Source organism: Streptomyces sp. NPDC025784, assembly GCF_055558435.1.
This window is the reverse complement of the sequence record NZ_JBVHMN010000011.1, coordinates 184,393-199,330: the sequence shown is the minus strand read 5'-3', so window position 1 is coordinate 199,330 and position 14,938 is coordinate 184,393. Positions and strand designations below refer to the sequence as shown.

Sequence of the window (14,938 nt, the reverse complement as noted above, 5' to 3'; positions counted from 1 at the left end):
CCCGGCGCCCGCGGTGATCCGAGCGGCACTCCCCGGTCTTCCCCGTCACGGGGCCGCATGACGAAGCGCCCGCTCCCAACTGCACCTTGGGGGCGGGCGCTTCTCTTCGACGAACGGACGGCCGCGGTCCCGCGGGCCGGGCGTGCCCCGCGGGACAGGCCCTCGGCCGGGGGTGGTGTCACTCGCCGATGAGCGCGTCCACGAACGCCTCGGGCTCGAACGGCGCCAGGTCGTCCGCGCCCTCGCCGAGACCCACCAGCTTGACCGGCACACCCAGCTCACGCTGCACGGCGATGACGATGCCGCCCTTGGCGGTGCCGTCCAGCTTGGTCAGCACGATGCCGGTGATGTCGACGACCTCGGCGAAGACGCGCGCCTGGACCAGACCGTTCTGGCCGGTGGTCGCGTCGAGGACGAGCAGCACCTCGTCGAGCGGGGCGTGCTTCTCGACGACACGCTTGACCTTGCCGAGCTCGTCCATGAGGCCGGTCTTGGTGTGGAGCCGGCCCGCGGTGTCGATGAGGACGACGTCGGCGCCCTCCTCGATGCCCTCCTTGACGGCGTCGAAGGCGATCGAGGCGGGGTCGCCGCCCTCGGGGCCGCGCACGGTGCGGGCACCCACGCGTTCGCCCCAGGTCTGCAGCTGGTCGGCGGCGGCGGCGCGGAAGGTGTCGGCGGCGCCCAGCACGACGCTCCTGCCGTCGGCGACGAGCACGCGCGCGAGTTTTCCGGTGGTGGTGGTCTTACCGGTGCCGTTGACACCGACGACCATGACGATGCCCGGGGTGTCGAGGTTCGAGTCGGTCTTGACCGCGCGGTCGAACTCGGGGACGAGGAGCTGGAGCAGCTCCTCGCGCAGCAGTCCGCGCAGCTCGTCCGGCGTCCGGGTGCCGAGGACCTTCACGCGCTCGCGCAGCCGCTCGACCAGTTCCTGGGTGGGCTGCACGCCGACGTCGGCGGTGAGGAGGGTGTCCTCGATCTCCTCCCAGGTCTCCTCGTCGAGGTGCTCGCGGGAGAGCAGCGTGAGCAGCCCCTTGCCGAGCGCGTTCTGCGAGCGGGAGAGCCGGGCGCGCAGGCGCACCAGGCGCCCGGCGGTCGGCTCCGGGATCTCGACGGCGGGCGCCTCGGTGGGAAGAGGCTCCTCGACGACGACCGGCGCGGCGGCCGAGCCCTCGGGAAGATCCACCTCCTCGATCGTGCGGCGCTCTTCGTCGTGCGGTGCCTCGGCCTCGTCGCCGACGTGCGGCTCGGCCGGAGGGGCGGTGATGTCGGGGGCGGACGGGGGCGGCGGGGGCAGCTGCTTGCGCCTGCGGCTGCCGATGACGAGCCCGCCGAGCGCGCCGATCACGACCACGGCGATGACTACAGCAAGGATGACGGTTTCCATAACCCACCCAGTATCGGCCATGGCCCTCACGGGAACCCAGCTTGTGTTTTCCTCCAGGGAACATAAGCCATTTAGAGGATTTAGTAGGACCAACGTACGATAGTTGGCCATGAGCTCCACCGCATCGACCGATGGCGCCCACCGACCTCGTGCCCGCGGCTTTCGCGAACCGCACGCCCCCGGAGCACATGCCCGCGCCGGTCGCGGTCCGCGCGACGAGGACACCCCGGAACCTCCCGCAGGGGACGCCTCCGGCGCACACGCGCCCCGCGCCCTGGAGACCCGGGGCATCGAGCCCGTCCCGCCCGGCGAGCGCCGGGCCAGGACCCGCGGGCTCTTCCCCACCTGGGTCGCCGCCAACATCACCGTGCTGCTGCTGACCATGGGGGCGAGCCTGTCCGTCACCTTCCGGCTCAACATCTGGCAGACCCTGGTCGTCGGCGTCGCGGCGCCGGCCGTGTCGTACGGGCTGGTCGGGCTGGTCGGCATCGCGGGCAAGCGCGGCGGAGCCCCGGGGATGGCGCTGTCGCGTGCGGTATTCGGCCAGCGCGGGAACCTCCTGCCCGGCTCGCTGATCTGGGTCACCCGGTGGGGCTGGGAGACGATCAACGCGGTGACCGGCGCCTACGCCCTGCTCACCGTGCTGGACATCCTCTTCGGCGTCCGGAGCAGCACGTTTCTGGTCGTCGCGGCCCTGCTGCTGTTCGTCGCCACGACGTTCGCGATCTCGGGGCTGGGGATCGGCGCGGTGCGCCGGTGCACCAAGTGGGCGACGTACCTGTTCGGCGTCTTCTCCCTGCTCGTCCTCGGCCACCTCGTCGCCGACACGGACTGGAACAGGGTGTTCGCGCAGCCGGCAGGCCCCGCGGCGCTGATGGTCACGGGGGTGGGGCTGATCGCGGCGGGCGGCATGAGCTGGGCGCCGTCCTCGCCCGACTTCACGCGCTATCTGCCACGTACGGCGTCGTCGGTGGCGATCGTGCGCAACACCGTCGGCGGTGCCGCGATCGTCGTGCTCCCGTTGATCCTGATGGGTGCGGTCATGGCGGTCTCCACCCCGGACCTCGCCTCGGCACCCGATCCGGTCTCCTTCCTCGGCGAGGCTCTGCCGCTGTGGATGGCGGTGCCGTACCTGCTGATCGCCCTGGTCGGCATGGTGCTGATCAACGCGATGTCGATGTACTCGGCGGGCTTCACCGCGCAGACCCTCGGCCTGAAGGTGCCGCGCCACTGGGCGGTCTCGGTCAACGCCGCGATCTCACTGGTCCTCGGTGGCGTCCTGATGCTCGTCGCGACCAGCTTCCTGAGTTCCTTCCTCGCCTTCCTGTCGCTGCTCGCGGTCGCCTTCTCGGCCTGGGTCGGCGTCTTCGGCGCGGACATGCTGCGCCGCCCGGCGTACGACGGCGAGGCGCTGCTGGACACCACGCGCACCAGCGCCTACTGGTACCGGGGCGGCTTCAGCCCGGCCGCGGTCGTCGCGTGGGCGGCCGGTCTGGGCTCGGGCGTGCTGTTCACCACGTCGGACTGGTTCAGCGGGCCGCTCGCGTCCGGCAACCCGATCGGCGAGTACGGCCTCGGCTGGGTGGCCACCGCGGCGGTGTCGTTCCTGCTGTACGTCGTGCTGCCGAAACCGGCGGTCCGCGGTCCCGCGGATTCCGCCGAAGAGGCCACGACTATGGCTGTCTGACGCACCGTCAGCTAGCGTCCTCCCCCACACACGAAGGGGGGCACCCCATGCCCGTGACGGTCGTTCGCTTCAACCTCGTCGAGCCCGAAGCCACCCCCGCCTCCCTCAGCGCCCGCTACAAGGCGGCCGTCGAGATGGCCGCCTACGCCGACGACCGCGGTATCACCACCGTGCAGACCGAGGAGCACCACGGCGTCGCCAACAACTGGCTGCCCTCGCCGTTCGCGTTCGCGGGCGCCGTCTTCGGCGCGACCCGGCACATCGCGGTCACCGTGTCGGCGGTCATCGGCCCGCTGCACGATCCGCTGCGCCTCGCCGAGGACGTCGCGGTGCTCGACCTGCTCAGCGGCGGACGGCTCGTGACGGTGGCCGGGATCGGCTACCGGCCGGAGGAGTACGCCCTGTTCGACGTGGACTGGAAGCGGCGTGGCCGGCTCCAGGACGAACTCCTGGAGACCGTGCTGAAGGCGTGGAGCGGCGAGGAGTTCTCCTACCGTGGCCGTACGGTCCGGGTGACCCCGCGCCCGTTCTCCGATCCGCATCCCCTGCTGCTGGTCGGCGGTTCGTCGAAGGCGGCGGCCCGGCGCGCCGCCCGTCTCGGGCTGCCGTTCTTCCCGAGCGCGCACCTCCCGGAGCTGGAGGCGTACTACAAGGAGCGGCTGACCGAGTACGGCACCGAGGGCTGGACCATGATGCCCGCGGCCGAGACCCCGCTGCTGCACGTCTCCGAGGACCCCGACCGCACCTGGGCCGAGCACGGCAGGCACTTCCTGCACGAGGCCCGTACCTACGCATCCTGGCAGTCGGGGGACATCCGCTCGGCGGTGAGGTCCGCGGCCACGACGGTCGACGAGCTGCGCGCCGAGGGCGTCTACCGCGTCCTGACGCCGGACGCGTGCGTGGCCCTGGGTCTCGACAACTACGTGCTGCACCCGTTGTCCGGCGGGATGCCGGTCGACGAGGGCTGGCGCAGCCTGCACCTGTTCTGCGAGAACGTGCTGCCCCGGCTCGATGCCCTGAAGGGCTGAGCCGGGGCGGTACGCCTCTTACGAGTACGAGGAGAGGGGCAGCGGGGACTTGGCCCTTCTCCCCGAGTCCGGGGACCTCTTCGGTGGGGCGGCGCCGAGGCCTAGCCCATCTCCTCCAGGGCCTTGCCCTTCGTCTCCTTCACGTACTTGAGCACGAACGGGATGGAGAGGGCGGCGAAGATCGTGTAGATCACGTAGGTCGCGGAGAGGTTCCAGTCGGCCAGCGACGGGAAGCTCGCGGTGATGGCCCAGTTGGCGATCCACTGCGCGGAGGCGGCGACGCCGAGCGCGGCGGCGCGGATGCGGTTCGGGAACATCTCGCCGAGGAAGACCCAGACCACCACGCCCCAGGAGAGGGCGAAGAAGAGGACGAAGATGTGGGCGGCGATCAGGGCGACCCAGCCCTGGGTCGCCGGCAGCTTGCCGTCCACCAGGTCGAAGGAGAAGGCCCAGGCCTCCAGGCCGAGACCGATGACCATGCCCACGGAGCCGATGAGGGCGAGCGGCTTGCGGCCGATCCGGTCCACGAAGATCATCGCGATCACGGTGCCGACGATGTTGATGATCGACGTGGTGAACGAGTAGAAGAACGAGTCCGTCGGGTCGACGCCGACCGACTGCCACAGCGTCGAGGAGTAGTAGAACGCGACGTTGATGCCGACGAACTGCTGGAAGACCGAGAGGCCGATGCCGACCCAGACGATCGGCTTGAAGAAGAAGGAGCCGCCGAGCAGGTCCTTGAAGGTCGACTTGTGCTCACGCTTCATGGCGTGCTCGATCTCGGCGACGCGGGCGTTCAGGTCGATCTTGTCGCCCTCGACCTCCTTGAGGACCTCGCGGGCGCGGTCCTGGCGACCGGCGGAGATCAGGAAGCGCGGCGACTCGGGGATCGCGAAGGAGAGCAGGCCGTAGAGGACGGCCGGGACGACCATGACGCCGAGCATGACCTGCCAGGCCTCCAGGCCCATCAGGTTGCCGCGCTGGTCGCCGCCCGCGGCATTCAGGATGCCCCAGTTGACCAGCTGCGAGATGGCGATGCCGATGACGATCGCGGCCTGCTGGAAGGAGCCGAGGCGACCTCGGTACGCGGCCGGGGCGACCTCGGCGATGTAGGCGGGGCCGATCACGGAGGCCATACCGATGGCGAAGCCGCCGATGATGCGCCAGAAGGCGAGGTCCCACAGCGCGAAGGGCAGCGCCGAACCCACGGCGCTGATGGTGAAGAGGACCGCGGCGATCTGCATGCACCGGATGCGGCCGATGCGGTCGGCTATGCGGCCCGCGGTGGCGGCGCCGATGGCGCAGCCGATCAGCGCGATGGCGATGACCTGGGCCAGGGCCGCGGAGCCGATGTCGTAGCGGCTGCGGATGGCCTCGACGGCACCGTTGATCACGGCGCTGTCGTAACCGAAGAGGAAACCGCCCATGGCGGCCGCCGCCGCGATGAAGATGACATGCCCGAGATGTTCGGGGTGAGCCGACCTGGCTCCTGACTGAGGTGCCTGCGCTGTGCTGGTCACGGGTAACTCCTCGGGCCACCGGCGTCACTGCCGGGGGTGGGGGGCGAGCCCTTCGCTGGTGGTTCCAGTGGCGCACAGGTTCACGCCGCCCACCACCTGAAGGTAAAAGCAACGTTGCAGAGACTATGCCTTCAAGTTCCGAAGTCAACAGGCGCCCAGCTATGAATTTTAGCCACAGCTTCCCCAGAGTTATGTTCAACACTTGAAGTCAAGGTGAAGGCGGCAGGAAGCCCAGGTCAAGACAGGTGTGGGCTACACGCACTTTTGCGGCGCTAGCGGAGACGCTGGCTGATGACCTTCGACACACCGTCGCCCTGCATGGAGACGCCGTACAGCGCGTCGGCGACCTCCATCGTGCGCTTCTGGTGCGTGATCACGATCAGCTGCGAGGCCTCCTGGAGCTCCTGCATGATCCGGATCAGCCGCTGGAGGTTGGTGTCGTCGAGCGCCGCCTCGACCTCGTCCATCACATAGAACGGACTCGGCCTGGCCTTGAAGATCGACACGAGCATCGCCACCGCGGTCAGGGACCGCTCACCGCCGGACAGCAGGGAGAGCCGCTTGACCTTCTTGCCCGGCGGCCGGGCCTCGACGTCCACACCCGTGGTGAGCATGTTGTCGGGATCGGTCAGGATCAGCCGCCCCTCCCCTCCCGGGAACAGCCGGCTGAAGACCCCCTCGAACTCCCGGGCCGTGTCCCGGTACGCCTCGGTGAACACCTGCTCGACGCGCTCGTCGACCTCCTTCACCACCTGAAGCAGATCGGCGCGCGTCTTCTTGAGGTCCTCCAGCTGCTCGCTGAGGAACTTGTGACGCTCCTCCAGCGCGGCGAACTCCTCCAGGGCGAGCGGATTGACCTTGCCGAGCTGCTGATACGCCCGCTCGGCTGACTTGAGCCGCTTCTCCTGCTCCGCACGGTGGAACGGCCGGGGCTGATTGCGCGGGTGCTCCGGGTCCTCCGGCAGTTCCTCGCCCTCGGCGGGCAGCGACGGCGGCACCGGCTGGTCCGGACCGTAGTCCGCGACGAGCCCGGCCGGCTCGACACCGAGCTCCTCCAGCGCCTTCGACTCCAGTTGCTCTATCCGCAGCCGCTTCTCCGCGCCGAGCACCTCGCCGCGATGCACCGAGTCCGTCAGCTTGTCGAGCTCCGCCTTCAGGTCACGACCCTCGCCCCGGGCGACGCCGAGGGCCTGCTCCCGGTGCGTCTTCGCGTTCTCCGCGGCGGCCCGCTCCTCCTCCGCGCGGGTCAGCGAGACCTCGACGTGGGCGAGCAGCTGGCGCGCGCCGGAGGCGACGGCCTCGGCGACCGCGGCCTCGTGCCGCAGCCGGGCACGCCGCTGCTCGGCACGCGCGCGTGCCTCGCGTTCGGCGCGCGCGGCCCGGTCGAGTCCGTCGGCGCGTCCGGCGAGCCCCTTGACCCGCTCCTCGTGCGTACGCACCTGGAGGCGGGCCTCCATCTCGGTCTGCCGGGCGTTGGCGCCGTCGGCCGCGAGCCGGTCGCGCACGGAGGTGTCGGGTTCCTCCTCCACCGGCATCTCCTCGGCCACCGCGAGCCGTTCCGCCAGTTCCTCGGCCTCTTCGACCGCCCGGTCCAGGGCGTCCTGGGCGCGCGCCGCGGCAGCCGTGCTCCGTTCCGCCTCCCCGGCGGCGCCGCGCGCCTGGCCGGCCAGCCGCCCGAGCTGCTGCGCGACGGAGGACTTCTCCCGCTCGGCTGCCCGCCGCCGCTCGCCCAGCTCCTCGACGAGCGCGGCCCGTTCACCACGCACTTCGGCCGCCAGATGCTGCGCCTCGGTCAGCTCCTCGCAGCGGACCGCGAGTTCCTCCAGCTCGGCCGCCGCCTCGTCCACGGACGCCTGCACCTCCAGCAGGCTGGGCGCCCCGGCGGAACCGCCGTGCGCGAAGTGCGCGCCGAGCAGGTCGCCCTCCGCGGTGACGGCGGTGAGCTCGGGCCGCGCGTAGACGAGGTCCTCGGCGTCCTCGAGGGTGCCGACCACGACGATGCCGCGCAGCAGCCTCCGTACGGCGGGCATCAGCTCGGCGGGACCACGGACCAGTTCGGCGGCGTACCGGGAGCCGTCCGGCTGTGCCGGAGCGGCGCCGCCCGGGGTGCCGTCTCCGGGTTCGTCCGGCGCTCCGGTCAGCAGGAGGGCCGCCCGGCCCGCGTCCTGCTTGCGCAGCAGCCGGATGGCCTCCGCCGCGGAGGCCGGGCTGGTGACGGCGATCGCGTCGGCGGCGGCGCCGAACGCCGCGGCCAGCGGGACCTCGAAACCGGGTGTGACCGAGAGCAGTTCGGCCGCGGGCCCGAGCAGGCCGGTGAGCCGGTCGCGGGCCCCGAGCAGCGCGCCCGTGCCGTCCTTGCGGCGCAGGCCGAGGGCGAGCGCCTCGTGGCGGGCCTGGGTGGCGGCGCGCCTGCGCTCGGCCGCGGTGACCGCTTCACGGGCGGCGGTCAGGGCGGCCTCCGCCTCGGACAGCTGCCTCTTGGCCTCCTCGTGCCGCTCGGCGAGCTCCACGTCGCCCGCGTCGAGGCCGTCGACCTCGGCCTTCAGCTGCTCGTACTCCTCCTGGGCGGCGAAGGCGCGTTCCTGGGCCTCGTCGCGGGCCGAGGCGAGGCGGTCGATCTCGGCCTGGGCGGAGGCGGCTCGCGAACGGGCTGCGTTGACCTGGCCGTTCAGGCGGGCGAGGCCCTCACGGCGGTCGGCGATGGCACGGGCCACGTCCTTGAGGCGGCGCTCCTCCAGCGCGAGTTCGCGCTCCAGTTCGGCGCGGTGCGCGACGGTGTCCTCCAGAGCGCGTTCGGCCGCCTCCAGCGCCGCTTCGAGCTCGGCCTCCTGCTCGCGGATGCGCGCGGCCTCGCGCTCCATGTCCTCGGGGTCGCGCCCGCGCCGCTCCTCGGCGGGCACGGACGTGGCGCTCTTCACGCGTGCGTCGGCCAGCGAGATCGTGCCGCGCACCCGCTCGGCGAGCTGCGACAGCTCGTACCAGGTCTGCTGGGCCCGCTGCAGGCGCGGAGTCAGCTGCCGCACCTCGTCCTCCAGGAGGGCTTCGCGCTGGAGCGCCTTCTTCAACTCGGCCTCGGCGGACTCCTTGCGCGCCTTCAGCGCGGCCTCGTCGGCGATCTCGGTCTGCAGCGCCTGCCGCAGCCGTACGAGGTCGTCGGCGAGGAGCCGCAGTCGCGCGTCGCGCAGATCGGCCTGGATGACCGCTGCCCGGCGCGCCACCGCCGCCTGCCGGCCGAGCGGTTTCAGCTGCCGCCGCAGTTCGTCCGTGAGGTCCTGCACGCGGGCGAGGTTGGCCTGCATCGCGTCCAGTTTCCGCAGCGCCTTCTCCTTGCGCTTGCGGTGCTTGAGGACGCCCGCGGCCTCCTCGATGAACGCGCGGCGGCCCATCGGGTCGGCGTGCAGGACGGAGTCGAGCTGGCCCTGCCCGACGATGACGTGCATCTCGCGGCCGATGCCGGAGTCGGACAACAGCTCCTGGATGTCGAGGAGCCGGCAGGTGTCACCGTTGATCTGGTATTCGCTGCCGCCGTTGCGGAACATGATCCGCGTGATGGTGACCTCGGCGTACTCGATGGGCAGGGCCCCGTCGGAGTTGTCGATGGTGAGCGACACCTCGGCGCGGCCCAACGGCGGGCGGCCGGTGGTGCCGGCGAAGATGACGTCCTCCATCTTGCCGCCGCGCAGCGACTTGGCCCCCTGCTCGCCCATGACCCAGCTCAGCGCGTCCACGACATTGGACTTGCCCGAGCCGTTGGGGCCCACGACGCACGTGATGCCCGGCTCGAACCGCAGCGTGGTCGCCGAGGCGAACGACTTGAACCCGCGCAGGGTCAGGGCCTTGAGGTGCACGCCGCTGGACTCTACCTTTCGGGCCGGGTCTCACTCCATGAACGCGCGGTTTCACCCATGAACGTGCAGGGCACACCAGACGGTGAAGAGAGGGGAAGGGGACGCGGGGGCAAGAAAGAAGGGACGCCGAAGAGGCGTCCCTTGCAAATCTGACAACTTAGCGGTTGATACGGGCAGCCCAACCACTGCTGTCGTGGTGCGGTGCAGTGATCAGGTGAGCGCAGGCTCCGCCTGGGGTACGTCGATGCTCTCAAGAAGCGAATCGTGAGAAGCGGCAGCCGCGAGCGCGTCGTTCTCGGCCTGGATCCGTACGAGCTCGGATTCGAGGTCCTGTACGCGCTGCTGGAGCCGTCGCATCTCGGCAATGAGTCGCGGGTCGGAGCCGCCGACGTAACCGAGAAGCGCCTTTGCCATGATGGATGGTCCTCCACACTGAGTGACCGACCGAAGCGGTGTGGGTCGTGAGGGAATCGCACCCGCGATGCTTGACACTGCTGATGTCCTGCTGCCGTTCCACATGCCAAACAGCTAAGGTGCGCGGGGCTTTCAGCGTCTCACCAAAAAGTTTGACGGTCAACACGATCACGCCCCGTATTGGGGGGCAACCCACTGTCGCGCGGCCTTCTGACGGCTGCGCTGCGACTCCTGCGGGGCCCTCAGGGCGTGGAGATCATCCTTCTCTGGGGAGCCTGCCACTTCTCGCCGTTCTTGGCAACCACCAGGTCATTTCTGCTCCCGGCAGGTGCCGGTGGCATGCCCGACCCCGGTCCGTCGAGGTCACCGGGGTCGATGTCGTCAGCGGACGGCGAAGCCGTCGTAGATCCCGCGGGGCGTGTCCCAGATCTCAGTGACTCCGTCGACCCGGCCGGGCGTGTCGTCGCCCTGGAGCCAGTCGAGCAGACTCTGGCAGTCGTCGCGCGGGCCCTCCGCCACGACCTGGACGCGTCCGTCGTCCAGATTGAGAGCAAAACCACTCAGCCCGCCGATCTCCAGGGCCTTGGCGCGCGTGAACCAGCGGAAACCCACACCTTGGACCCTTCCGCGCACCCAGACGACCAGCCGTGCAACCTCGTTCATGGGTGCACGCTAACCGGACAATGTCTCTCGGAGCACTTCCCCCTCACGCGGCATGGGGTACCGTCCCGACCCAATGAGCCTCACAGGAAACTCACTCTTTCGAGTGAGGTTCATCCGGGGATCGCTGACCGCAAGATCGAGGAAGGCCCAGAAGATGGGACGCCACCGACGCTCCGCCGCCGGCCGCGCCGCCACAGGGCGCGGCACCGGGGTCACGGAAACACACGGGACCCCCACGGAGAGTTACGGTCCGGAGAATCTGTACGGCTACGCAGCCGTCGCCGACCTCCCGCCCACCGCCGCCGCCCGCTCGCACCGCAAGCGCAAGACGGTGACGCCCGTGCGCACGGGTCTGCTCGGTGTGTCGGCGGCCGTGGCGCTGGGAACCGTCGCCGTCGCGACCGGCGTGCTGCCGGGCAGCGAGAACTACTCGCTCGGCGGCGGCAGCAACAACTCCGACAACGTGCAGGCCGCGAGCTCCCCGTCGTCCCTGGAGACCCAGCAGGGCGGCACATCGGGCTCCGCGGACGACTCCCGCGACGACGGCACCCCGACGAGCCGTGACGCCCAGCGCTCCGTCTCGCCCCCGGCCGCCCCCTCGACGTCGCCGGCCGCGCCAAGCACCACGGCGCCCCCGAAGGAGCACCCCTCCAAGCCCGCCAAGACCAAGGCCCCCAAGCCGAGCAAGCCGGCCGAGCAGGCCACCAAGGGGCCGAAGACCAAGGAGCCGGTGACGGTGTCCGCGGAGACGGCGGCGGAGGCCGAGGTGCTGCGCCTGGTCAACGAGGAGCGCGCCAAGGTCGGCTGCAGCCCGGTGGCAGCGAACAGCTCCCTGTCCGAGCTGGCCCAGTCGTTCAGCGAGGACATGGCGCTGCGCGACTTCTTCGACCACACCGACCCGGGCGGGCTCAGCCCCTGGGACCGTGCGGCGCAGGCCGGGATAACCGGTCTGGGCGGCGAGAACATAGCCCGTGGCCAGACCACCGCCGAGGCGGTGATGGAGGCCTGGATGAACAGCCCCGGCCATCGCGCCAACATACTGAACTGCGACTTCAAGACTCTCGGCGTCGGAGCCCACTTCGGCTCGGGCGGCCCTTGGTGGACGCAGGACTTCGGTTACTGAACTAACCGCAGGTCAGAGGGCTAAGCACCCTCCTGGGCCGTGTCCGGGCCGTCCTGCGTGGACTCTTCTTCCATGAAGACTCCGTCCACGGCGGCCCGGGTCCGAGTCCCGCTCGACGGCATTGTCCGTAGCCGGACTGGTCATCGGCGGGGACGGCCGACTTCTGGCGATCCGCCGCACTTGGGAACTTCCCGGCGGCGTACTCGCACTCGACGAGACCCCGAGGCCGGCGTCGCCCGCGAGGTCCTGGAGGAGACGGGCATCCACGTCGAGGTGGACCAGCTCACCGGGGTCTGCAAGAACACCACCCGGGGTATCGTCGCCCTGGTCTTCCGCTGCAAGCCCTCCGGCGGCACCGAGCGCACCTCCAGCGAATCGACCGCGGTCGACTGGCTCACCCCTGAAGAGGTCAGCGAGCCCATGGCCGAGGTCTTCGCGATCCGGCTCCTGGACGCCTCGGACGGCAACGGGCCCCACGTGCGGAGCCATGACGGCAAGAGCCTGATCGCAGCGCGGTAGAACTTTCCCTACTTCATCAAGGCCCGCTTCGCTCGCTGGTCCCGCGGCCAACGAAGCCTCTGGATCATCGCCAACCCGGCCGCCGCACCCGCCGCCCAAGCGCATTGACGGCCACCCCCGGCCCCCACGCCACCGCCACCGCGATCCGGGCTCAGGAAGGGAAAGACGCAACAGCAGCTCGACCCCAACGCCCCGCTAATGAGGCCACGGCGCACCCCTTTCCACCCGGTTGCCTACTGCCGGTAGGTCGGATCAAGGACCCGAGGGCCGCGCCCAGCGCGGCGGCGCCGGCCGGTCGCCGCCGCGCCGCCTTACCTGTCTTCGCCACCGGCCGCACGTCGCCGCCCGCCCGTCCGTCCGTATAGGGCGGCTTACGGTCAGAACGATGCCTCCGGCGGGGGATCGGCCGGCACCGGGATGGAGGGGGCGCCGTCGCCGACCGCGGGCACGTAGTGGCGTGCGCGGGGTGCTCCCATCCCATCCACCGTCGACCCGGGCTGAGCCGAGCAGACGCGGCCCAGGGGCGTCAAGGTGATACGGACCTTCTGATCCGGGAAGCAGCGGTACACGCAGCTGCGATGACGCTCGCCGCGCCTGGCCTGGCCGTACACATCCCGAAGCTCGTGCCGCTGGTACGCAACACGCTAAGCACCAGCGAGTACCGGGGTTACCGATACCTTGCTAAGCGGTGCCTCGTCACCTGGGGTGCAGAGCCCGGCCCTCTGCCTGACTCGCGGATCTCAGATGCCGACCCCTGGGCGGACGGCTATGCCGACGACCCGCCATTCTGAAAGCGGCGATCGGCGGGATAGCCACGCTTGTCAAGACCGCACACAGCGGTTGACACCAGCGACTGACACCAACAAGCGCGAACAGCGGCGGCCGTCGCCGGACCTCAATGGACTATCTGCCGAGGAGCAGTACCGGTTGGCCGACGTCGCCAACCCCCGCTGATCGACCTGATAGGGATGAGGCCAGGCCTTAAGGCTGGGCTTGCCGGGCGCCGCCCTCAGTCCACGGGCGAAGCTCCCTCTGCTTGGATCCACCGACCGCGCGCTACTGTGCACGACGAGCTCATCAAGAGTGCGCCACTGGGGGGATCTTGAAAGCCGCTGACACCACGGTAGGCACCCGGCCCGTGCTGAGAGCTGGGCATGTTGCCTTGTTCGGGCTGTTACTGACCGCTGGCGCGCTGTTCGAACGGCTCAGCGCTTTCAGGGGCGGTCGCCAGTACGTCTTCTGCCACGCTTCGGAAGCTGTTGACCGTCTGACATACACCGCTCTTGGTCTGGTGCTGTCGGCCGGCGCCGTATCGGCCCTCAGCGCCATCGCTCTCTGGTGGAACAAACCGCGGAGCGCCCTTCTCCACCTCGCATGCATGATCACTGTGGTTGCACTGCTCATAGCAGCAGACGGCGTAGATGCTCGCGGGGAGAGTCGCGCTGCAACGATCGCAGCCCAACGGCCTGTCGGTGACAAGTGCGACTACATACCTCAGGACTACACGGCGACACCAGGTTGGTTCTACTGGTGAGCATGACTCCTCGCAGCGACCACGGGAGCCGGCATGGTGGCTGTAGTACAGCAGCGGAGTACAGCAACCACTGTGACCGTGCCGGACCGGCGACACCTCCAGGCGACCGACTGACCGGCGGCGCAGACCTCACGACTTCGACGGCGGCCCCTCGGGGCACCGTCCGCTTTTTCCACGGCGGCCCCTCGGGGCCGCCGTCGGCATGTTCACCCGTGGGCGCCGCCCGCGCGGGCCGGGGCGGGCGCTCAGCCCCGGCCGCCGCCCCGCCGCCCGAGGCTGCGCAGCTCCCACCAGGCCGCCGGGGTCCGGCCGCGCTCCTGCCAGTACGGATGGAAGAGCACCGCGGTCGACAGCCGGTGCAGACGGCGGCGCAGCTCGGTCCGGCCGGGCTGCTCGGCCAGCCGACGGTAGGTGGTGCTCCACTCCTGCTGCGCCTGGACGAGATCGTCGGGAAACGGTCGCATGACGCGATTCAATCATGTGTTCGATTTTTCTCGCATCACAGGCACGCGCCAGAAACGCCACTCCCCCGTGCCCCGCGGCGCCGGGCGTCCGGACGGGGAGCTTCAGGCGGCCACCCCGGCCGCCGCCACGCGCCCCAGCGCGAAGACACGGGCCGCCTCGGCGATCCGGCGGCCGAGATGCTCGGCGGTGGCGATGTCCGCCTTGTGCACGCCGTCCGGGCCCTCGTCGACATTGGTCTGCGCGGCGGCGCCGGCGAAGACGCCGAGGCGGTTGAGGTCGTGCTCGGAGGCCGTGCTGCTGTTCCAGCCCGGGTGCAGACCGAGGTTGATCCAGTTCATGCCGTGCTGCGCGGCGAGGATCTGGAAGAACTGAAGCGTGTGCAGCTTGTCGCCGCTCTTGGAACCGGAGTTGGTGAATCCGGCGGCGAGCTTGTCCCGCCAGTCCTGGCCGAACCAGCGCTTCGAGGACGCTTCGGCGAAGGCGTGGAAGGCACCGGAAGCGGTGCCCATGTACGTCGGCGAGCCGAACACGATCGCGTCCGAGGCGTCGAGCAGCTCCCACTGCGCGTCGGTGATCTCGTCGACCTTGATCAGCTCGACCTGGGCGCCGGCCTCGGCGGCACCCGCGCGGACGGCCTCGGCGAGCACGGCGGTGTGGCCGTGGCCGGAGTGGTAGGCGATGGAGACAACGGGGGTCGTCACGATTCGTACTCCTCAGGGGCGAAAGCGGGCAGCGACATCTGCGCTGCTC

10 protein-coding genes and 1 pseudogene are annotated in these 14,938 nt (G+C 70.3%); 4 read left to right on the top strand and 7 right to left on the bottom strand.

The window, feature by feature from the left end; genetic code table 11:
* Positions 1 to 178 precede the first annotated feature (178 nt).
* On the bottom strand, positions 179 to 1,387 hold the full coding sequence (gene ftsY, locus ACZ4IF_RS25035) for a signal recognition particle-docking protein FtsY (protein WP_467566400.1): 1,209 nt from the start codon (positions 1,385 to 1,387) through the stop codon (positions 179 to 181).
* Between the two features lie 109 nt (positions 1,388 to 1,496).
* Between ftsY and ACZ4IF_RS25030 the strand changes: the two genes are divergently transcribed.
* Both ACZ4IF_RS25030 and ACZ4IF_RS25025 read left to right on the top strand, forming a co-directional pair.
* Complete coding sequence (locus ACZ4IF_RS25030) at positions 1,497 to 3,074, top strand: cytosine permease (protein ID WP_467566397.1); 1,578 nt, start codon at positions 1,497 to 1,499, stop codon at positions 3,072 to 3,074.
* A gap of 47 nt (positions 3,075 to 3,121) precedes the next feature.
* Positions 3,122 to 4,102 carry an LLM class flavin-dependent oxidoreductase gene (locus ACZ4IF_RS25025; RefSeq protein WP_467566394.1) on the top strand — a complete coding sequence of 327 codons (981 nt, stop codon included), beginning with the start codon at positions 3,122 to 3,124 and terminating at the stop codon, positions 4,100 to 4,102.
* 101 nt (positions 4,103 to 4,203) lie between these two features.
* Here the strand turns inward: ACZ4IF_RS25025 and ACZ4IF_RS25020 are convergent, their stop codons facing one another.
* From ACZ4IF_RS25020 to ACZ4IF_RS25005, 4 genes are all read right to left on the bottom strand, one after another.
* Positions 4,204 to 5,622 (bottom strand): sugar porter family MFS transporter, encoded by a 1,419-nt coding sequence (locus tag ACZ4IF_RS25020; protein ID WP_345658639.1) that lies wholly within the window; start codon positions 5,620 to 5,622, stop codon positions 4,204 to 4,206.
* A gap of 272 nt (positions 5,623 to 5,894) precedes the next feature.
* Positions 5,895 to 9,470: a chromosome segregation protein SMC gene (gene smc / locus ACZ4IF_RS25015; protein ID WP_467566391.1), complete on the bottom strand. Its 3,576-nt coding sequence runs from the start codon at positions 9,468 to 9,470 to the stop codon at positions 5,895 to 5,897.
* Between the two features lie 210 nt (positions 9,471 to 9,680).
* Positions 9,681 to 9,884, bottom strand: a complete 204-nt coding sequence (locus tag ACZ4IF_RS25010) for a hypothetical protein (protein ID WP_028802434.1) — start codon at positions 9,882 to 9,884, stop codon at positions 9,681 to 9,683.
* A 381-nt stretch (positions 9,885 to 10,265) separates the two neighbouring features.
* Complete coding sequence (locus tag ACZ4IF_RS25005; RefSeq protein ID WP_028802433.1) at positions 10,266 to 10,547, bottom strand: acylphosphatase; 282 nt, start codon at positions 10,545 to 10,547, stop codon at positions 10,266 to 10,268.
* Between the two features lie 154 nt (positions 10,548 to 10,701).
* Between ACZ4IF_RS25005 and ACZ4IF_RS25000 the strand changes: the two genes are divergently transcribed.
* The gene (locus tag ACZ4IF_RS25000) at positions 10,702 to 11,670 is read left to right on the top strand and encodes a CAP domain-containing protein (protein ID WP_467566388.1); all 969 of its coding nucleotides are present in this window, start codon (positions 10,702 to 10,704) and stop codon (positions 11,668 to 11,670) included.
* 121 nt (positions 11,671 to 11,791) lie between these two features.
* Positions 11,792 to 12,189, top strand: a pseudogene (locus ACZ4IF_RS24995) (NUDIX hydrolase).
* A gap of 1,779 nt (positions 12,190 to 13,968) precedes the next feature.
* On the opposite strand, the gene ACZ4IF_RS24990 reads toward ACZ4IF_RS24995, so the two are convergent.
* Together ACZ4IF_RS24990 and ACZ4IF_RS24985 are read right to left on the bottom strand one after the other, a co-directional pair.
* Positions 13,969 to 14,187 carry a hypothetical protein gene (locus ACZ4IF_RS24990; protein WP_467566385.1) on the bottom strand — a complete coding sequence of 73 codons (219 nt, stop codon included), beginning with the start codon at positions 14,185 to 14,187 and terminating at the stop codon, positions 13,969 to 13,971.
* 102 nt (positions 14,188 to 14,289) lie between these two features.
* The gene (locus ACZ4IF_RS24985; protein WP_467566381.1) at positions 14,290 to 14,889 is read right to left on the bottom strand and encodes a flavodoxin family protein; all 600 of its coding nucleotides are present in this window, start codon (positions 14,887 to 14,889) and stop codon (positions 14,290 to 14,292) included.
* Positions 14,890 to 14,938: the final 49 nt, after the last annotated feature.

Excerpts from the sequence above, each read along its gene's own strand:
- ACZ4IF_RS24990 (WP_467566385.1), bottom strand. The coding sequence starts at position 14,187 with ATGCGACCGTTTCCCGACGATCTCGTCCAGGCGCAGCAGGAGTGGAGC.
- ftsY (WP_467566400.1), bottom strand. The coding sequence starts at position 1,387 with ATGGAAACCGTCATCCTTGCTGTAGTCATCGCCGTGGTCGTGATCGGC.
- ACZ4IF_RS25025 (WP_467566394.1), top strand. The coding sequence starts at position 3,122 with ATGCCCGTGACGGTCGTTCGCTTCAACCTCGTCGAGCCCGAAGCCACC.
- ACZ4IF_RS25000 (WP_467566388.1), top strand. The coding sequence starts at position 10,702 with ATGGGACGCCACCGACGCTCCGCCGCCGGCCGCGCCGCCACAGGGCGC.
- ACZ4IF_RS25010 (WP_028802434.1), bottom strand. The coding sequence starts at position 9,884 with ATGGCAAAGGCGCTTCTCGGTTACGTCGGCGGCTCCGACCCGCGACTC.
- ACZ4IF_RS25030 (WP_467566397.1), top strand. The coding sequence starts at position 1,497 with ATGAGCTCCACCGCATCGACCGATGGCGCCCACCGACCTCGTGCCCGC.
- ACZ4IF_RS25005 (WP_028802433.1), bottom strand. The coding sequence starts at position 10,547 with ATGAACGAGGTTGCACGGCTGGTCGTCTGGGTGCGCGGAAGGGTCCAA.